Source organism: Bradyrhizobium sp. NAS80.1, assembly GCF_001908205.1.
Classification (GTDB): domain Bacteria; phylum Pseudomonadota; class Alphaproteobacteria; order Rhizobiales; family Xanthobacteraceae; genus Bradyrhizobium.
Genome location: NZ_LGHL01000073.1, coordinates 1 through 19,205, shown reverse-complemented (window position 1 = coordinate 19,205; position 19,205 = coordinate 1). Strand labels below are relative to the sequence as shown.

The 19,205-nt window shown below is 60.5% G+C and carries 15 protein-coding genes and 1 pseudogene; 7 read left to right on the top strand and 9 right to left on the bottom strand.

All coding sequences use genetic code 11. From position 1 onward, the window contains the following. Positions 1–1,195: pseudogene (locus tag AC629_RS17990) on the top strand (RHS repeat protein); the annotation flags it as partial. A 64-nt stretch (positions 1,196–1,259) separates the two neighbouring features. On the opposite strand, the gene AC629_RS17985 reads toward AC629_RS17990, so the two are convergent. The 6 genes from AC629_RS17985 to AC629_RS17960 all read right to left on the bottom strand — a co-directional run bounded on the left by AC629_RS17985 (position 1,260) and on the right by AC629_RS17960 (position 8,034). Further along, a complete protein-coding gene (locus tag AC629_RS17985; protein WP_084806378.1) occupies positions 1,260–1,997 on the bottom strand; it encodes a class I SAM-dependent methyltransferase in 738 nt (245 codons plus the stop codon). A gap of 305 nt (positions 1,998–2,302) precedes the next feature. Further along, positions 2,303–2,854 carry a serine O-acetyltransferase gene (locus AC629_RS17980; RefSeq protein WP_084806377.1) on the bottom strand — a complete coding sequence of 184 codons (552 nt, stop codon included), beginning with the start codon at positions 2,852–2,854 and terminating at the stop codon, positions 2,303–2,305. Positions 2,855–2,885: 31 nt separating this feature from the next. Continuing rightward, on the bottom strand, positions 2,886–4,340 hold the full coding sequence (locus AC629_RS17975) for a lipopolysaccharide biosynthesis protein (RefSeq protein WP_084806376.1): 1,455 nt from the start codon (positions 4,338–4,340) through the stop codon (positions 2,886–2,888). Between the two features lie 48 nt (positions 4,341–4,388). Continuing rightward, positions 4,389–5,441: an acyltransferase family protein gene (locus tag AC629_RS17970; RefSeq protein WP_084806379.1), complete on the bottom strand. Its 1,053-nt coding sequence runs from the start codon at positions 5,439–5,441 to the stop codon at positions 4,389–4,391. A gap of 88 nt (positions 5,442–5,529) precedes the next feature. Continuing rightward, complete coding sequence (locus AC629_RS17965) at positions 5,530–6,882, bottom strand: hypothetical protein (protein WP_084806375.1); 1,353 nt, start codon at positions 6,880–6,882, stop codon at positions 5,530–5,532. 6 nt (positions 6,883–6,888) lie between these two features. Next, positions 6,889–8,034 carry an acyltransferase family protein gene (locus AC629_RS17960; protein ID WP_245331908.1) on the bottom strand — a complete coding sequence of 382 codons (1,146 nt, stop codon included), beginning with the start codon at positions 8,032–8,034 and terminating at the stop codon, positions 6,889–6,891. Positions 8,035–8,453: 419 nt separating this feature from the next. On the opposite strand from AC629_RS17960, the gene AC629_RS17955 reads away from it, so the two are divergent. From AC629_RS17955 to AC629_RS17930, 6 genes are all read left to right on the top strand, one after another. Then, complete coding sequence (locus tag AC629_RS17955) at positions 8,454–9,833, top strand: O-antigen ligase family protein (RefSeq protein ID WP_084806373.1); 1,380 nt, start codon at positions 8,454–8,456, stop codon at positions 9,831–9,833. A 23-nt stretch (positions 9,834–9,856) separates the two neighbouring features. Continuing rightward, positions 9,857–10,495, top strand: coding sequence for a hypothetical protein (locus AC629_RS17950; RefSeq protein ID WP_084806372.1), 639 nt, complete (start codon positions 9,857–9,859; stop codon positions 10,493–10,495). 157 nt (positions 10,496–10,652) lie between these two features. Further along, positions 10,653–11,294 carry a transglutaminase-like cysteine peptidase gene (locus tag AC629_RS17945; protein ID WP_084806371.1) on the top strand — a complete coding sequence of 214 codons (642 nt, stop codon included), beginning with the start codon at positions 10,653–10,655 and terminating at the stop codon, positions 11,292–11,294. Positions 11,295–11,670: 376 nt separating this feature from the next. Then, complete coding sequence (locus AC629_RS17940) at positions 11,671–12,234, top strand: hypothetical protein (RefSeq protein WP_245331907.1); 564 nt, start codon at positions 11,671–11,673, stop codon at positions 12,232–12,234. A gap of 20 nt (positions 12,235–12,254) precedes the next feature. Beyond that, positions 12,255–14,465, top strand: coding sequence for a GNVR domain-containing protein (locus AC629_RS17935; protein WP_084806369.1), 2,211 nt, complete (start codon positions 12,255–12,257; stop codon positions 14,463–14,465). Further along, on the top strand, positions 14,449–15,249 hold the full coding sequence (locus tag AC629_RS17930; protein WP_084806368.1) for a hypothetical protein: 801 nt from the start codon (positions 14,449–14,451) through the stop codon (positions 15,247–15,249). Before AC629_RS17935 ends, AC629_RS17930 begins: the two co-directional genes overlap by 17 nt. Here the strand turns inward: AC629_RS17930 and AC629_RS17925 are convergent. The 3 genes from AC629_RS17925 to AC629_RS17915 form a co-directional block, all read right to left on the bottom strand. After that, a complete protein-coding gene (locus tag AC629_RS17925) occupies positions 15,210–16,424 on the bottom strand; it encodes an acyltransferase family protein (protein ID WP_245331906.1) in 1,215 nt (404 codons plus the stop codon). The genes AC629_RS17930 and AC629_RS17925 overlap by 40 nt on opposite strands. A 32-nt stretch (positions 16,425–16,456) precedes the next feature. Next, positions 16,457–17,404, bottom strand: coding sequence for a glycoside hydrolase family protein (locus AC629_RS17920; protein WP_245331905.1), 948 nt, complete (start codon positions 17,402–17,404; stop codon positions 16,457–16,459). Positions 17,405–17,691: 287 nt separating this feature from the next. Further along, entirely contained in the window at positions 17,692–19,116 is a 1,425-nt protein-coding gene (locus AC629_RS17915) for an undecaprenyl-phosphate glucose phosphotransferase (RefSeq protein ID WP_084806367.1), read from the bottom strand. Positions 19,117–19,205 lie beyond the last annotated feature (89 nt).

Here is a 19,205-nt window from a genome sequence, read left to right as displayed (position 1 = left end):
TTCGTCCTCGAACACGGTCTATTCGGCCGGCGTCAAGACCAAGGTCTATCTCACCAACGCCGACGGCAGCCACGACAACTACACCTACAACATCACCGGGCAGAGCTACACGACCGAGATCCAGCACACCACCGCTGCAGGTACACTCACGAGCCTGACCCGGCTGCACGCCGACGACACGCTTGCCTACAAGCAGGTGATCAACAGCGACGGCAGCAAGGTCACTGACCTCTACGACAGCACCGGCCACAAGACGAGCGAGATCCTCAACGCCACAGACGGCTCGACCACGACGGACACGTACAATTCGTCCGGCTCCATCACCCAGCATACCGTCAAGACCGCTGGCGGCGATGTGACGACGACGAACTACGTGAATGGCTTGAACTCGTCGATCTATGTCGTCAATGCCGACGGAACCAAGGAAACAAAGCTGTTCGACAGCAGCGGCAACTTGACCAGCGACTACGTGCTGAACAAGGATGGCTCCAACTCGACGACCGTGTATTCGTCGGGCGTCAAGACCGCGGTCTACGCCAACAACGCCGACGGCTCGCACGACAACACGATCTACAACATCACCGGCAAGAGCTACGTCACGGAGCAGCAGCACATCGACGCTTCGGGCAAGATGACGTCGATCATCCGCTCGCACGCGGACGGCACGCTCGACTACACGCAGGTCGTCAAGTCGGACGGCAGCAAGATCACCGATGTCTACGACTCAACCGGGGTCAAGACGACCGAGACCCTCAACAATGCCGATGGAACGACGGATGTCTTCAAGTTCAAGGTCACCGGCCTGCCGGGCGCCGTCGAGCACGACAGCTACAATTCCAGCGGCTCGCTGCTCTCGATCGACGTCCTCAACAGTGACGGTACTCACGCCGTCACTGCGGTGAGCGCGGGACTGACACTGACCGGCGGAAGCGGCAACGACATCTTCTCCGCGGCGCCCGGCTCGACCACTATCATGTTCGACGGCGGCAACGACCAGATCAAGAGCTTCCACGCTGGAACCGCGTCCAACCACGACACGATCGAAATCCTCAAATCGCTGGTGGCCGACTACAGCCACCTGCAGATATCGCAGTCAGGCTCCGACACGCTGATCCAGCTCACGTCGGCCGATTCAATCCTGTTGAAGAATGTGAATTCTTCCACCCTGGACCACGGCAACTTCCTGTTCGTCTGATGCCATGAGGCTTGCTGGCAGGTGCGCCTGCCAGCAAGGGGCTTGGACGACAGATGCGACGGGATTAGTGCGGCCGCGAAGATGCGGCCGCACCGACGAAGATGATGTCTTCGGCCAGCAGCGGAAGCTGCCGCAGCAGCATCGCCTTCAGCATTCCGGCGCGCATGAAGGTCGCCATCTTCACCTCGACCGGCGCGTAGCCGGCATCGATTGCGACCTTCGCGATCGTATAGGGCGTGAAGAAGAACCGGTGATCGCTATTGATCGTCTCGACGTTCTTGAAAATGCCCTTGATGTTGCCGCCCCTGAAGGCATTCGGAACGGTAATTACGATCTGATCGACGGCGTCGCCGTAGTTTTCGCGGAAGCGTGACAGGAACGCGACCGGATTCGGAATGTGCTCGACGACTTCGCCGAACACGGCGATGTCGAATCGTTGGCTGGATATCGCCTCGATCTTCTGACCGGACGTCACGTCGCCCGCGACCATGTTGTCGAGCCCGGAAATTCGCGACGCCTCCCGCACCGCATCCGCATCGATGTCGACACCAACAGTGTATTCCGAGCACTCCGTGATCAGGCCATGGAGCCAATCCCTGTTGTCGATCTTTCGCTTGATGAGCGGCAGGTGGTCACAGCATCCGACATGCAGGACCCGCTTGCCCCTGCAGATGTCGACCAGGACGTCGCATCTGTATCTGACGTCCCCGTCCCCCCGATACTTCACGACGATTGTGTCTTTGAACTTCGAACCGTCGAGATAGGGGTAGACTTGCGAAAAATCCGTAATGATCGACGACATTGGCTGGCCCTCGGTGCATGATGAGATGTTTCCCGAGATAACTATGCATAGCCAGCAATCAGAATTGTGACCGGTCTTCTGCCAATGTTGATTTGAATGACGTCAGGGGGCGCGGCCGGAATTTTTGCAATTGCCAATAACCGCGTCAGGGCCAGTGGCTGTATCGCTCGAGCGGCAGGACCCAGACGCTTCCGCAGTCGGCCGCCAAACGAGCGAGACGAACCGTTGTTGGTTCCGGGAAAACAATCAGCCCGTATGAACACAATGGCCCGGCAACCGCCGACATGGCGGTTGCATCATGCCCTCTAGGCGCGCATCCGGCCCGGTGCTTCCGAGCGCACGACCCGCGCGGGTGCTCCCGCAGCGACAGAATGCGGAGGAACATCACGCGTCACGACCGCGTTAGCGGCGATGTTTGCTCCTGCGCCAATCGAAATCGGGCCAACGATCACAGCACCGGTATAGATGACGGCATTGTCGCCGATGGTCGGGCAACCCGGTTCGTCCCAGGCGCGCCGGCCGAGCGTGACGTTGTGATACAGCATCACGGACCGACCGATCCGTGCCCCCTCGCCGACCACGACTCCGGTCGGATGCGGCAAGATCAGCCCCGGACCGATCTCTGCGAGAACCGAAATGTAGCAGCCGCGCCGCATCAGCGCCCTTACGAGCAGCCAGGTGATCTGATGCCCCCAGCGTGTCTGGAAGCGCAGCATCTTGGCGATCCGCCAGGTCGTGATCACGGCAAAGCCGGGGCTTGTGAGCAAGGCGATGAAGGCTGCCCCAACACCGGACTTGCCGGTATTTGCCAACAGGTCCTCGCGCCACGGAATTCCCGCGCTGCGCTCATCACCCATTCCCACTCCTGAAGACATCCATCAATCTCTATTAACTTGCCGAGGGAAGATTTGCCTGAATCCGCGGAGCCGACCCACCAAGCAACGACTGCACGCTGCTCCAGATTCGGCGCCTGAATACCACATAGCTGCCAAGCACGATCAGCGCATAGACGGCCGTCGCGATCAGCCAATGCGACAGGCTTGCGACATCACCCATCGTCGCGACGAGCGCGCACAATGCGCCGAGCGACGTGGCGACCGTGGCCGGCATCAAGGCACCGAACAACGAAGCATAGGAGACAGCGCAGTTTCGGGCTCCGATCATCAGCATCAGCGCACAAACAAGGATCGATACGACCAGATACACGACGGCCACGGCCGTGAGTCCGAACGGCAAGGCCACGAGAAAGGCGAGGATCATGCTGGCGCTGTTAGCGGTGCTCACCCAAAACTGGAGTCGGGCCTTGTTGTGAGCCAGCAGGATCGGTCCGGCATAGGCCGCAATCGACTGCGCCGCGCCTGCGGGCGCGAGGATGGCAATCAACGGCAGCACCTCCTGCCAATGCGCCGAAAGGAATGTCGCTACGGGATATTTCAGCCCGAAGGTCAAATAGATCATCGTCGGGAACGTGATCATCGCCGTCATGCCGAGCACCGCGCAAATCGCCGCCCTGCGCCGCTCCTGCTCCCGCTCGCCGCTCATCCGGCTCAACGTGGCCATGAGAACGCCGCCGCCCGGCCACGAGAGGATCATCAGCGGCAGCGTCATGAACTGGAACGCGAGACCGAACAGGCCGACCGCCGCCGCGCCCAGTTTGGCGCCGATCATGAGATTGCCGACGTTTCTTGCAGCAAAGTTGAGGACGTTCGAAGCCAGCACCCAACCGCCGAATGATAGCATCAGGGCCACGCCGCGCCATTTGAAGCACAGGCGAATGTGGCGCCTGGTGTTCACATAGAACGCAACAGCGCGCACAGCCTGCATAAGGACATAATACGCGATCAGCGCCCAGATTCCCCACCCCAGCAGGGCGCCGGCCACGCCGACGATCGCGGCGACGAGCGCCGCTCCCGCTTCGATCAGGGCGACGGTCCGATATTGCAGGGAGCGCTCCAGAACCGCGCGCGGTCCCATCGCTGAAATGGAGAGCACGACCGAACCAGAGAGTGCCACGAGCACGGGCGGCAGTCCCGGCATGTTGACTGCTGCTCCCAGCGGCTTCGACAGCGCCGCCAGCACCAGGGCACAGCCGATCCCGATCGCGACCATCAGGGTGGTCGCCGCACCGGCTTCCTCCTTCGTAAGGGACGTCCTCTGGATCATCGCGCTCGACAGGCCGAGATCGGTCAGCATGGAGATGAACGCGATGAACGGCAGCGAAAATGCAACAAGCCCGAATTCCGTGGGCGTCACGAAATAGGTGATCAGCAGCGTGATCAGGAACTGAACCGCCGACTTCACGATGTTCACGCTCGACATCGAGAGCAGATTCTTGATGATCATGGCGTCACTCGCACGTGATCCGGCTGAAACGAATGCGAAAGGATGCGCTCAGGCGACATAGCGGGCCTCACGACGCACTCCGAACAACAGGCCCCGCAGCGCCGGATCGAGCAAACGGCGGAGTCTCACTTCGATCAGCTCGTAACTGACCGTGCCCGCTATCAGTGCGGCAACCAGGCCAAGGCCTGCGAACCCGGCCCAGAGGAGCCAGAGATTGACGCCATGCGCGGCCAGCTTCACCCCGGTGACCTGCAACGGGAACAGCGCAAAAGGATGGACCAAATAGAGGCTATAGCTGACCTTTCCGAGGAACTGCAGGAATTTGCCGCTCAAGGCGACGGCAGCACCGGAGTCCGGAGCAAGGACCATTCCGAACAGCAGCGCACCTGGGATGAGTCCCACCAGCGGATGCAGATATTCGATCGACACATACATCGCGACGCCGCAAAGGACCCCCGCAAGCAATCCGGGCCAACCGGCGATGCGGATCCGCAGGTCGGCGAAGCTGAACAGCAGCCCGACGAGAAAGAACGCGGCGATCGGCCGGAAGGCAATGCCAGCGAGAGCAAGCAGGATGAACGGCGCCGCCAGCAGCCAGCTTCTCCACCGCACCACCATCACAAAGACCACCGCGAATAGAATGTAGAACGCCCATTCATAGCTCAGGGTCCAGGCGTTCTGCTGGCCGATCGGCAATCCCAGGGCATCCGGCAGGAACGCGAGATTGACGAAGAAAAGCTTGAGGTAAGTCGGAAGATCGATTCCCTTGAAGAACTTGTAGCCAACCAGCGGTCCGAGCGTGAAGAGAATCACGTGCAGGATCACGAATACAGGGAGGATACGCAGACAGCGATCCAGAAAGAATTTTCCGACACTGCGGTGACGCACGAGGCTCGCCGGAATCAGGAATCCGCTGATCATGAAGAAGAGTTCGACACCATGCCCGCCCATGTTGACGGTCGCCTCGAGCCAAGACCAGATCGACGGCAGAAAGCCCGCCAGAAGCGGCATATCCTGGAGGTGCACGATCAGAACGCTCAGCGCCGCGACGCCGCGCAGTCCCTGAATTGCCGGTACGAAGTTCTTGCTGTCACCGCTCACCAGCACAATCCAATATCGAGACGGGGGAAAGCGCTGGCCGAGAAGCAGGCTTCGACAGCGCGATTGATGGGATGAGACACCATAGCGATCACGCTGGCCGCGAGACCAGCTCGTCGACATCCGGCGCGAGCGGCGCCTCGCTCATGGCCGGTTCATCAGCTTTCTGTCGCGCGAAGACTTCGCTAAAGGACACACCGAGCATGATCAAGCCGCTTGCCGGACCATAGGCCAGAACCGTGATGGTGAAGAGATTCATCGCCACAGTGAAGGACAGCTTGTAGATGTCCCTGGTCCTTGCGACCGCGAGGATGACCAGGACCATGAACACCACGAAGATCGGCCCGAACATCAGATAGGTGCCGAGGTAGAAATTATCCACGGGCACGTAATAGCTGAGCTTGTTCGAGAACAGCAGCTGCGGATAGTTGAAGCATCCGAGGCCACAGCCGACGAAGAAGCCGACCGGCATGAGATCGGCCATATAGACGAACGGCAACTGCCAGCTGTTGTTGACGCGGTCCTGCAGGCTGAACAGGCCGCGCGACATGCTGACCAGCCCGTTGCCGGAGAACAGGGCTATCAGCACCGCCGGCACGAGGATCGACAGGAACGAAAGCAGCGCCATTCGCCGCAACATGGGAAACTTCTCGCGCTCGGGAACGAGGCGAACGATGACCAGGCAAGCGATGTAGATCACCATCACGCCGAGCGACGTCTTGTTCGTGGTCAGCTTGATGGCATAGAGACCGATCGGCGACCAGAACAGGCACCACAGCAGGCTTCGGCGCACCGAGATGATCACGAAGGAAATGAATACGAAAAACGCGGCCATCGTGCTGTCGGCAGCCAGTCCCGCCAGACGCGTCTCGGAAGCCGACCACCACAGCCGCGTCGCCTGCCGCGTCGTGCCGAAAGTCTCGTAGGCGTATCCCACCCACGGCAACTGGACGCGGGACGACAATATGATCCCGACGATCGTCAGGTAGAAGATTGGGTGAAGCCAGCGCAGCAGTCGATCGTAATCGCCGAAATTGCGCCCGCAGAAGCAGAAGCCCACGAACACCGGCGCAATCATCTTGAACGATGACATCATGCCGCTGAAATAACCCAGGAAGACGTATCCGAGGTAAAGCGCAAAGCAGATGTAGAACAGCGTAAGAATTGCGATAAGGCTTCTTCCCATCAGGATGTAGCGCTGCACGAACGCGAGAATGCACACCAACGCGAAAATGTCGGGCAAAAACCAAATCGGGTCGATCTTGGCGACGGCGAGATAATAGCGCAGCGCGCCGGCGAGCGCGTCGCGATAGAAATAGAGACAGAGGGCAATCGCCTCGAGATTGAAATACGGGCTGCCCTCCTGCGGGTAATGCAGGCGCATCGGCAGGGCGTCCGCAGAGCGCCAATCCGATCTCGTGAGACCCGAGGAATTGCCAGACATTGCCCGTCACTCCGCCGCGGCAACGGAGGAAACGGGGCGGCGATTGAAAAGCCGAAGGACGAACCGCGACCCCGGCATCTCGACCCAGTGATACGTAAAGTTGGAAAGCGCGAGCACGGCCACGACGAAGAAGGCGAGAAGCAGAGACGCCGCCAGTCCAGGAGCAAGATTGTCCGCCACCTGCAGGCGCGCCGTCCCCACGCCTCGCGAGAAATACTGGATGAGAACAAGGACGAGGGCATGCACCATGTAGATCGAATATGAGCGCTTGCCCAACCAGACCAGGGGCCGGACAGACAACAGCTCGGGCAGGAGCCGCTGGGGAAACGCCATCAGCGAGGCCAGCAGAGCGGCGAAAACGATCGGAGCCACGAAGCTGAGCCGCTCGTCGTAACCGACGACACAGACCAGAACGACCGCGGCGACGGCCGTTCCGATCTGGCAGGCCGACTGAACGAAGGGGCTCACCACACGAACTCTCTTCGAGACGAAACGAAGCGTGAGCACGCCGACGAAGAAGCCCAGAAAGCATCGGGTGAAGCCGTTGGCCTGAAAATCAAGCGTTTCATTCTTGAGCACAAAAATAATGAGAACCACGCCCAGCACGGCCAGCACTGCGCTGAGGACATAGACGAGCTTGATGTAGCCAAGGCGCTGCGCCAGGACGACGACGACGCCAAAAACGATGTAGGTGTAGAACTCGGCGCTGATGCTCCAGCTCGGGCCGTTCCAGCTCAGATAGTCGAGCACGCCCATCGCATGGAGCAAGAACACATTCACGACGAACGAGTACGCATTGTTAACCTGGAGATCCGCCCTCTCGTTGGTCGAGAAGTGCAGCAGGTCCAGCTCGGTGAGCGTGAGCCGCATCAGGCGAAACGCCAGAAACGCGAACAGCATGACGATGTGCAGCGGATAGATGCGTGCGAGACGACGCAAAGTGAACGTTCGGAAGTCGAACTCGTTGAACTCAGACTGAACGTAGCTCATCGAAATCACGATGCCGCTCAGCACGAAGAACAAATCGACGAACAGCCAGGAATTGTGAAAGAAGGCAACGTCGATCCAGGCGCGATGAGGAAGTGCGGCGGCGAGCGGATCCGATCCGACGAAGTGATGGACGACCACGCAGAGGGCAGCGAGGCCGCGCACGCTGTCCAGCGGAACGTAGTGCGCCTTTGTCTGATGAGCTTGCACTAGGAGGACGCTCTACGATTCGACCAAAACGAAATGCTGCGGTGCAATATACTGCCTCGACCGGGTGATTTATTCAACTGAAAAGAGCCGCGAACTGCCGGTCTCCGTCGACGGACATTGCACAACAGATGCGGCAGCAAGAAGAAGCCGCTCGGAATCTTTGCGCGAACTCCGCCGACGTGCTCTTAAGCTTCAATTCAGCTTTCGTGAGGCAAGCGGCATTGCGTTTGGGACAGATCAGGGCTGCACGCGCGAAGCTTCGCGATTTTGCTGCAATCATACGAATGACGGTCAACACGCCAGCGCGCATTAACTTGATCTCGTCCGAAGTTCTGATAGCTCCATCACCGCTGAGCTGAACGACAGAGGGGCCTTTGGGCGCGATATCGCGATATTTCGCCGCAGCTGTTTTCGTGCTGGCGCCACTTCCGCTTGGATCCCTCGACCTCGCGTGGATTTGTTTCTGGAATTTTCTGCTGATTTGCAGCCTCCTCACCGCAGATCTTTCAGCCGTGAGCCGACGCAACGCCATGTTGCTCATTCCATTGGCGGCAGCGGTCACAGCCGTGGGGATCATAGTCGCGTTGCAAATGCAGAGCAGCCCTGCTCTGCAATCCACAACTGTCTGGGAACTGCCGCGGCAATTATTCGGTCTCGCTCTGCCTGAGCGCCTCTCCGTGACTGCGCGCGGACCGTGGCTGGCGTTCGGATCGGTCCTGCTGCTGTCGCTCGCCTTCACGCGCGCCATGATCCTGGCAAGCGATGCGGGCGCTGCGCGCTCGCTGCTACGAATACAGGCATGGGCCGGCTGTCTCTATGCGCTCTACGGAATTCTGGCGGAGCTGATCGCGCCAGACATGATCCTGTTCAGGCGCAAAGAAGCCTATCTGGGCTTCGCTACGGGAACGTTCGTCAACCGAAACACGGCGGCGACGTTCTGGGGCACTTGCGCCCTGCTCTTTCTGGTACCGCTCCTGCGCACCATGCACCGCCAGGACGGCGGGCCGCCGGCGCAATCGGATTGGCGATCGCGGCTGGAGCACATCCTCTCCACACCGGTGGCGCTTGCCGCGGGGTTCGCGATCTGCACGCTCGCGCTTGCCATGACCGGCTCGCGGGCGGGCCTTCTGCTGTCAGCCGGCACGTTCGTGCTGGCCATCATCCTTTACCTCATTCCGCTCGAGCTCGGCAGATCGCGGAAATGGCAGGTTCTTGGAGGTTCGGCGGCAGCAGGACTCCTGCTCCTGCAACTCGTGGGCGGCCTCGTGGCGGGACGAATCGTCGAATATGGGCTGATCGATCCTCAGAGGCTTGCAGCCTACCAAGCCTCATTGAGGATCCTCGCCGATCATAGCCTGCTTGGTGTCGGGCTAGGCAATTTCGAAGCTGTTTTTCCCGCCAACAGACCGGCAGCGCTCGGCAGTCTCGGCATTTGGGACCGCGCTCACAGCACGCCGCTGGAAATTGCAGTTGAATTGGGCATTCCCACCTTTACCGTCATCGCGCTCGCCAGCCTGTGGTATTTTTACCATTTGTTTACCGGAAGCTTGCGCCGAAAGCGCGATCGCTACATACCCATCGTCGGTGCGAGCGTCGCCGTATTGGGAGTGTCACATAGCTTCATCGATTTTTCGCTGCAAATACCTGGTTACGGAGTGTTTTTCGCGGCCATCGTTGGGTGCGGCCTCGCGCAATCGCTACCGTCACAGTTCCGAAAAGAACGTGGCAATTCCGTGCAAGTCGAGTTAAAGTAAAATTATTGGAAATGGGCAGGGTAATGACTTGGAATTCTGGTAGGCGCTTCACTGTGATCGTCGGAGCGCTGGCGCTGTTTGGAATGCCGCCGGCATTCGGCACAACGGGTGTAAGTTCGGGGTGTGTTGCCAACACCGGCATTTCGGCGGAGCGTGCCACCGACTTTCTCGCCAATCCGGGCGGCCTGCTCGATCAGTTCAAGGACGGACAAGGCGGCCTAGCCTCGGCTGTCCGCGACCTTTTGACCGCGCGTCCCGAGACCGTCGAAGGTATTGCCACGTTGGCGAAGGCCAGCAGCGCCGATCAAAGCCGCGCCATCGGCGCCGGCCTTGGCACCGCGGCCTCCGTCTGTGTCCTGTCACAGCCTGGCGTTGCCCAGCTGATCCAGGAAGCGGTTCTCAAGACAGAGAATCCCGAGCTGATCCAGTCGTTCGCCAGCATCACCGGCGATGTCGCGACCGAAGCGACGACGGGCGCCGATCCGACCGGCGAGACGACGGCCGGGGGCGGACCGGGTTCGACCGCCGCGGAGGCGCGCGGTGGCGGGCCAAGCTCGACCCCGCCCACGGAGGTGAACCAGAGGGGGGGCAGCGCGGCGTCTCAGACGCTGTTTGCGGCGACATCCACCGCGGTTCTGACCTCCGTAAGCCCGTCGCGTTGACGACTGGAGCCGTTGGCTTGGAAGCGAATTAACCAATCTTGTCCGGCCGGTCTCGGGACTGGCCGATTTCGCTACAATTGTAAATTTCCGCGGAACCAAAGCTCAAATCGTTTGTGAGATACCCGTAGCGTCAAAAAGAAAACGCGACGGGGATGTCATGAGCTGGATTATCAATTCGCTGGTAGCGATCGGGATCGCATTGACCGGCGCCGCGGCCAAGGCCGACATGTTGAACAACGGTTCGCATAATCAGGCGAAGGGCACGTTCATCAGCGAGTACGACAATGCGCTCGCACCGCTGCAATTCGTCAAGTTCTGCATGAACTATGACACCGAATGCGCGGCCGACGCCGCCGAACGGATTCTGCCATCCGGCGACGCGGCGATGAGCATGCTGCGCGAGGTGAACAACTCGGTCAATGCGTCCATCACCCCGATGCAGAAATCGATCAATCCGATGGCGGCGCGCTGGACCGTTTCGCCTTCCGCCGGCGATTGCAACGACTACGCGGTCACCAAGCGTCATCAACTGATCGAGATGGGTTGGCCCAAATCGGCGCTGCGACTAGCAGTTGTCCTGACCAACGGCGGTCAAGGCCATCTCGTCCTGGTCGCGCGGCTTGCCGACGGCGACTTCGTTCTGGACAATCTTTCCTCTACGGTGCGCCCGTGGAACGCCGCGGATTATCAGTGGATATCGATGCAGTCGGCCGGTAACCCGCGCTTCTGGGTCGCGATCGGCGAGCACGGCGAGCACCTGCGCGCCACACGCCTCGCGATGCTGCGGACGGTCGAATAGATCGAGCTAAGCTTCGCTCACGACCAAATTGCAGGTTGCCAAAGGCGCGAGGGACGGTCACCAGACCGTCCCTCGCGCCTTTGTCTTGCTTTGGTCTTTTCTTGGCATGGCGCCTGCCTGAAATTCGTGCTTAAGGCATGCCGGCACGTGCAATCATTCTCCGAATATGCGCCTGCTCGCGGCAACAGCTTCGTTCATGTTAAATCGAGTACGAAGCCCAGGGAGATGGCAATTTGGTCCGCGCTGGTTTATATTTTTGCGCTGCACAAGAATTTGACATAGTTTTGAGTCATCAAATAGCTACCGCCTAAATCGATACGGCATCAATAGTTCGCAACGAGATATGAGCGCGATCCTAATCAAACTCGATAGCTTGTTGCGTGGTCCTCTCCCGGTCTCACGGATCGCCGCGGCCGTCGCCGTGACACTGGTTGCAACGCTCGCGACACCGGCAGGGGCTCAATGCGTTGATCGCTCCGAGCGCGCTCCACCGACCGCCGTCAGCGCCTTCGTCTCGGACCCGTCGGTTCTGCTGCGGTTGTCAAAGAACGACAGGGACAAGCTTTCGGGGCGGCTGACCGGATTGCTGGTCACCGACATCACCGCCCTCAATTCGGTCCGCAGCATGCTGCGTGAGGCGAGCCAGGCCGATCGGATCGCAATCGGCATCGGGCTTCACCGTGCCGAAGAGCGCTGCATCGCGACCAAGCCCGAGGTCGCGCGCAGGATCGGCGACTTCGTTGCCAAGCTACACGACGGATCCGTCCTCAAAGGATATTTCGCCGATCAGGATGCAGCGATGGCGCCCAATCCTGGGAGCTCGGCTCCGTCTACGGCCAACAACGTGCCAACAGGTTCGAGCTCGAATGCCGGCCTGATGTCGGGTGAATGGAAGACCGAACTGGCCGACCCGTTCAAACCCGTCCCCCTTCCCGAGTGACAACCTCAAGATTTCCAAAGATGTTTCAGCCTCGAGATCAGTTTCCGCCACGTCCGAAGTACGCCATCGAGGTCGGTGGCACGACGCTCAGCGCAGAGCGCGCTCTGGACATCGTGCGTCGCCAGTGGCCACTGATCGCCGCCATCGTGGCCGGTACGCTGGCGCTCGTTCTCGTCTATTTGATCCTTGCGACGCCAATGTACACGGCAAATGCGCGCATTCTGATGGATACGCGTCAAACCCAGGTGCTGGACAAGGACAGCGGAACGGCCAACGCCCTGATCGATCCGGGATTCGTCGACAGTCAGGTCGAGATTCTCCAGTCTGACGACCTGATCCTGTCGATCGTCCGGCGCCTGAAGCTCACCGAAGACGCCGAATTCAACGGCTCCGCCCCCGGACTGATTCCGCTGGTCATCGGCAAAGCCATATCGCTGTTCGGATCGGACGGCCCGCCCAGCAAGGAGCGGGTCGAGCGGGGCGCGGTCGAGCTCCTCCAAAAGAATCTCAAAGTCGAGCGCGTGCTGACGACCTACGTCCTCTCGCTGAACTTCCGCTCCATCGATCCGAACAAGGCAGCGCAGATCGCGAACGCAATCGCGGACGCTTACATCGTGGGAGCGCTGGAGGCGAAATATCAGTCGACCAAGCGCGCCGGCGAGTGGCTCCAGCAGCGCAGTGCCGAGTTGCGCGAGCAGGCGACGGCGAGCGACCGCGCCGTGCAGACCTTCAAGGCAGAGAACAACATCGTCGGCACCAGCCGAGGGCTCATGAGCGAGCAGCAGCTCGCGGACGCCAACTCGCAGCTCGTGACCGCGCGCGCCGCAACCGCGGAGGCCAAGGCCCGCCTCGACCGGATCGAGGCGCTGCTCGACAAGGATCTTGTCCAGCCGACCGTGACGGACGCCCTCAACAACACCGTAATCACGCGCCTGCGCGCCCAATATCTCGACCTGGCGGCCCAGTATGCCGATTGGTCTAGCCGTTACGGCAAGACCCACCAGGCCGCCGTCAACCTGTCCAACCGCATGGAAGAGCTGCGCAAGGCGATCGCCGACGAGGTGCGCCGCATCGCGGACGCCTATCGCAGCGAGTACGAGATCGCCAAGAGCCGCGAGACATCGCTCGACGAAAATCTCAAGAATCTCGTGTCGCAGGCCGGCAGCACCAGTCAGGCGCAGGTCAAGCTGCGCGACCTCGAGAGCGCGGCCGATACCTATCGTAACCTCTACAACAACTTCCTCGAGAAGCTACAGAACGCGACGCAGAATCAGAGCTTCCCGATCAGCGAAGCGCGTATCATCGGCACGGCGGTCAAGCCCGACAAGAAGAGCTCGCCCAAGACCCTGCTGGCGCTGGTTGGCGGCCTGTTCGGCGGTCTGTGCTTCGGTTTCGGTGCCGCCTTCACGAAGGAGTTGCTGAGCGACGTGCTGCGGTCGCCGAGCGACGTCGAGGATCAGCTCGGGGTGAAGTGCCTCGGCGTGCTTCCCGACATCCGCCCGGCAAGGGCTTCAGCGGACGGTCCGGAAGGCAACGTTTCCAGCTACGTCGTCGAGCACCCGTTCTCGCGGTTTGCCGAGACGCTGCGGAACATCAAGGTATCGATCGACGTCGCGCGCCTCTCGCGCGAGGTCAAGGTGATCGGCATCCTGTCGTCCCTGCCGAAGGAAGGAAAGACCACGGTCGCCGCCAATTTCGGTCATCTCACCGCGTTGACCGGGCACCGCACGCTGCTGATCGACGGCGACCTCCACACCCGCTCGCTGACGAGAGCGCTGGCTCCCCATTCCAAGACCGGCCTGGTCGAAGCCCTCAAGGACCCGCGCTCGTTCGGCTACCATATCCAGCGCAGCAAGGAGAGCGGGCTCGACTTCCTGCCGTCCGTCGTCGCATCGCGCATGGTGAACTCGGCAGACGTGATTGCATCCAAGTCGATGGCTGACCTGCTTGCGGTGGTGCGCGAGGACTACGAGTACATCATCATCGATCTGGCGCCGGTGATGCCGGTGGCGGACGCCAAGGCCGTCAGCCATCTCGTCGATGCGATGGTGTACGTCATCGAATGGGGCCGCACGAGCCGCAACGCGCTCCAGGAGTCGATGGCGAGCTCCGAAGGCATTCAGAAGAAGATCCTGGGCGCAGTGCTCAATCGCGCCAATCCGAAGATGCTCAAGCGGATCGAGGCGTATAAAGGCTCGCACTACAACAGCTACTATGTCGAGGGAGCCTAGCGCCATCGAGCCGGCGTCGCAGGCAGCAGGACCCACGTTTCGCTGGATCCTGCGCGGCTCGACCATCGCCCTCGCTGCGGTCGCGTTGGCCTGGACCGCGTCCGTCGTCCCCGATGTGACCGATCCCGCCGTTCCGCAGATTGCTGGCCGTGTTGCGCGCGGCGAGCGTTATGAGACCGATCGCCTAAGGCGGATCGTTGCGGACAATTTGCCATCCGCCCGTCGCCTGTGCAGTGCCAAGACGCTGCGCGAGCTCCTGTTGCTGCAGCTCGCAGTCGCCGACGAATCGACGCGCTCAGGCGACCTGAAGCAGACCGACACCGACGCAGATGCCGTCGCGTCCACGAGCCGCGCGTTGCTGGCGTGCGCACCGACCGAAGGGCTCGGCTGGTTCGGCAGCTACTGGGCCGAAATACGCCAGGAGGGTTTTGGGCCGCGAACGGCGCAATTGCTGGGTCTCTCCTATCACTTCGCCCCGCACGAGGCCTGGCTGCAGCTTATCCGCGCGCCGCTGGCGCTTCGCGCCTTCAATGCGGCTTCGCCGGAACTCAGGGAGCACGCCGTCCAGGACTTCGCCGATATCTTCCGTGCCCGCCTGTTCCCGAGCGCAGCCACGCTCTATCAGGCAGCAGGCGCGGAGGCGCGCGTCGCGCTTCTCGATCACACTTGCGATGCCCCGGAAGCCGATCGGGACTTGTTCTCGCATTTCGTCGCCGCGAAAGGCCTCCGGCTTCGCAATCGCTGCTATCCATCCGACGACGACGCCTTTCGCACGAGCCGTTGAGCAGGAGCGCTGCCTCTATTTGATTCAGTTCGCGGCACGCCCGGCGAGGGGTTTTCGGGCACGTATTGCAGGAAGAATTTGGTCAGCCCGCGGCGGCTGCGCAGGATCGGCGATTCGAAGTACTTCCAGGACACATGCGCGACAGCGTAGGAGATCACGAAGCCGATGGCTGCGCCCGCGGTGATCTTCACGCTGTTGGGCACCGACATCCCTCCATAGAGCGTGAGCGCCTTGCCGAGCGGGTTCGGGACGAAATTATGAACGAGATAGAAGCCGTAGCTGATCTTCCCGAGATGCTCGAGCGGCTCCCACTCCAGCGCCTGAACAAAGACACTTTCCTGGTTGGCGCGCACCCACCAGACCAGGGCGACCAGGCAAAGCCCGATCGCAACGTCGATTGCAGGGGAAAGATATGCAGGGGCGTCGTAAATCACACCGTTCGAGCACAGCGCGAACGCGACGATGAGGAGACAAGCGAACGTGCCGTTACCGTTCGGAGCCCATCCCTGCCGATGAAGATGCAGGATCGTGATCGCGCCACCGAACGCGATCAGGCTGAAATTCCAGGACGACAGAGTGTGGATGGCGGTGTGATTGAAGCCCGATGAATACATCAGGAAATGGCCAATCAACCCGAGGGCGACGACGCACATGCAGGCGACGAAATGGCGCTCCAGGGGAAGCAGGATGAACAGGAACGGCGCGATCAAGTAAAACTGCTGCTCGACCGAGAGCGTCCAGAGCACGCCGAACGGACCTGCAGATCCGCCGATGACGCTGCCGATCCAGTAGTTGGAGAGGTACACGAAGTGATAGCGGAACCCGAGGTCGGGCCCCGCGTGCTGAAAATACGACCGGGTCAGAAACAGGATGACGAGAAGCGCATAATAAGCGGGAAAGATGCGCGTTGCCCGCTTGACCCAGAAGGTGACGATTTCCGCTGCGGACGGGGAGGCGGCCGTCTCGACCTTGCTACGCTGCCTGTTGAGTTCCCCGATGATCAGGAAGCCGCTTAGGATGAAGAATATCCAGACACCGACGCTCCCCGAGTAGAACTGGAGTCCGCATTTGTGATTGAGGTAGACCAGAATAACCGAAAGGCCGCGCAATCCGTTAAAGCCTAAAATGGCGCGCGACTTCTCGGGGTCAACGCGGCCAGATCCAACTAAAGACATGATAGGTTTTTCTCTTTGCACGGAGACCGAAGCTACAGTCCCCTGGTTCTCAATTCCGTCAATTCCTCAGCTGACAGACGGCCGCCGGCAAATGCTGAAAGAAGGAATAGCGCGACCTTGGGCCTGTCGATCTCGTACATCAGCCCAAACCTGTTCTCCGGCGGCTTCTTCTGCGGCTCGTCGAACAGCTCGTAGACCATCACACTCTCGATCTCGACGTCTTTCTGGTTCTTGAGATATTGGAATGTATCGCGCAGTGATCGCAGGCATTGCTCCGTCAGTGGATCGCCAGGCCGATTTGCATAGGCCGGCTTGTATATCTCGGCGCAGTTGACCTCGTTGAACGTCACCGGACGGCGATAGGACGCAAGCTTCTTGAAGAGGTCGAATGGCGGGTTTTTTCCGTTCCAGTGCCGATGCGGATTCTGACCCGCCACTTCATAGTAGTGATAGGAGATCACATCGTACTTAACCCCGCGGGACTCCATGAAGTCGAGGAATCCCAACATCGTCGACGTCGTGTTCAGCACCTTCCGCAGGTGGCTTCCACTCTCGCGATTTATCTGGTCGATGGCGTCGGACGCACCTCGTAGCACCTGGGCCCAGTCCTCCATCAGCGGCATTTCAAAATCGGCCGCAGTCATCCCGCGTCCGTAAAGCTTCTTCCCCTCGGCATCGACAGCAAACAGGTTGATCTCGTTCTCCAGCTCCCAATCGAAGACGTCTTTCCTGAACTGCCGGACGAACGCGTAGGTGCGGTCGTAACCCTGCCTGTAGAGAGCGTCCCGGTCTCCTTTGGGGTACCGCCCCCTATCGGTGCGGTCGCCGTACCGGAAGGGGAAGTTGATAAGGGGATGAAGCGTAATCGAATATTTTCTGGCCAGCACGATGGTCTGCCGGAACATCTCGACTTCACCCGGCTCCGCATCCTGCGTCAGAGCGACACCAGTCCGGTACTGCGTCAGTCCCCGCTCCTTCATGAGCTGAAAGATGGGGGCGAGATCTCTGCGCTTTTGCGGCGGTCCGCCGACCCCCCCACTCCAGCGCGTTCGCGTGAGAGCAGGCGCCCACGATCGTACAGACCGCGAGCAACGGCAGGACGGCGAACCTGGTAAGGCGACGGCTCAATCTGCAAGCTCCGCGTTTCGGTGGCGCAAATGACAAAACCAGCAGCAATGAACTGCGTGCAGCAAGATGCTGGCCGCTCTCCTTTTGCGTGGACTTGATGCATCCGGCCCGGCAAAACTCGCGCCTGATGCGAGCCTGGCTAGTAGGCTTCCTGGTGGATCAGCGCCAGCGCGGTCTTCAGGATGATCCTGATGTCCAGCCAGATGCTCCAGTTGCTGACGTACCAGACATCGTACTCGACGCGTTTTTCCATCAGATCGATGGTCGGCGTCTCGCCGCGGAAACCGTTGACCTGGGCCCATCCGGTCAGGCCGGGCTTCATGTGATGGCGGTACACGTAATTGCTGATGAGCTGGTCGTAGTAATTGTCGTGTGCGAGCGCGTGCGGGCGCGGCCCGACCAGCGACATCTCGCCGCGCAGTACGTTCCAGAGCTGCGGCAGCTCGTCGATACTGGTCCGCCGCAGCACGCGGCCGACGCGGGTCACCCGCGCATCACTCTTCGTCGCCTGCGTGACCACGTGACCGTTCTCCGCCACGGTCATGGAGCGAAATTTCCATATCTCGAACTGCTTGCCATTGAAGCCGCGCCGGGACTGCTTGAAGATCACGTTGCCCTTCGAATCGAGCTTGATCATGATCGCAGCCGTCACCAGCAGCGGTGCCAGCAACAAAAGGGCGAACGAGGCAAGGCCTATATCGAGGCAGCGCTTCTGCACCCGCTCGAACACACTGAGCGGAGCACGCTGGATCTCGATTGCGACCGTGCCGCTGACGGGCTGGAACGGGCGCGAAACCAGATCAGCGATCGGGAAGTCCGGCAAAAGGCGGATCGGCTGGGGAACAACACGCAGGTGCTGGCTCAGCTTCTGGAGGAGCGGCATTTCGTCCCAGTCGATCACCAGGAGATATTCTTCCACGTCTGCCGTACGCGCCTGATGGATGATGTCGCGGATCTCACGATCCCAGCCTGCGCCTTCTTCAGCCGGATCGAGAACAAAATGCCGCACCACGTTAAAGCCGTGCTTGCGCAGATCCTTGAAGCGAGTGGAGGTGAAATCGAGCGGCTTGAGGCTGAGGAGCACGACCTTCCGGTCGACCAGCCGGCCCTTGGCATAGCCCGAGGTCAGAGCCAGATGCCACAACCCGCGAAGCCCGCCCAAGGCGACGCCGCCGGTCGCAGCGAACAGAAGCGTAGTCCCGCGCGACAAATCCGCGGAGGATTTGAGCAGAAACGCCTCGACAGCAAGAATAGTCAGCGAGATCAGCCAGACCGCCAGAGCCTTGCGCAGCTGCCAGACCGTGTTCAGCAGGCGATGGTGATCATAGATCCCCTGGAAATACGCGATCGTCACGAACACCGCGCAGACCACGAGACCGGCACCCACGGATGAATCCTGCTCGGACACGAGCACGCGATACAAACCGCTTGCTACGAAATAGCTCAACAGGATCGCAAGGAAGTCGCCAGCGATGAGTGCGATCTGGAGGGGTCTCTGGAGGGCACCGTGCCGGTTCGATACAACCGAATAGTAGTTTTCCGAACCGTAAGTTGCTACAGCCATCCGAACCTCGCTGCCTCGTCCCGTATTTCGCAATCAATATTGCGAGCAAATCGATCCAAATTTTCGACGTGCGACGAAGTATATCTTAA

Excerpts from the sequence above, each read along its gene's own strand:
- AC629_RS17985 (WP_084806378.1), bottom strand. The coding sequence starts at position 1,997 with ATGTCGTCGATCATTACGGATTTTTCGCAAGTCTACCCCTATCTCGAC.
- AC629_RS17980 (WP_084806377.1), bottom strand. The coding sequence starts at position 2,854 with ATGGGTGATGAGCGCAGCGCGGGAATTCCGTGGCGCGAGGACCTGTTG.
- AC629_RS17975 (WP_084806376.1), bottom strand. The coding sequence starts at position 4,340 with ATGATCATCAAGAATCTGCTCTCGATGTCGAGCGTGAACATCGTGAAG.
- AC629_RS17965 (WP_084806375.1), bottom strand. The coding sequence starts at position 6,882 with ATGTCTGGCAATTCCTCGGGTCTCACGAGATCGGATTGGCGCTCTGCG.
- AC629_RS17950 (WP_084806372.1), top strand. The coding sequence starts at position 9,857 with ATGACTTGGAATTCTGGTAGGCGCTTCACTGTGATCGTCGGAGCGCTG.
- AC629_RS17945 (WP_084806371.1), top strand. The coding sequence starts at position 10,653 with ATGAGCTGGATTATCAATTCGCTGGTAGCGATCGGGATCGCATTGACC.
- AC629_RS17935 (WP_084806369.1), top strand. The coding sequence starts at position 12,255 with ATGTTTCAGCCTCGAGATCAGTTTCCGCCACGTCCGAAGTACGCCATC.
- AC629_RS17930 (WP_084806368.1), top strand. The coding sequence starts at position 14,449 with ATGTCGAGGGAGCCTAGCGCCATCGAGCCGGCGTCGCAGGCAGCAGGA.
- AC629_RS17925 (WP_245331906.1), bottom strand. The coding sequence starts at position 16,424 with ATGTCTTTAGTTGGATCTGGCCGCGTTGACCCCGAGAAGTCGCGCGCC.
- AC629_RS17920 (WP_245331905.1), bottom strand. The coding sequence starts at position 17,404 with ATGAAGGAGCGGGGACTGACGCAGTACCGGACTGGTGTCGCTCTGACG.
- AC629_RS17915 (WP_084806367.1), bottom strand. The coding sequence starts at position 19,116 with ATGGCTGTAGCAACTTACGGTTCGGAAAACTACTATTCGGTTGTATCG.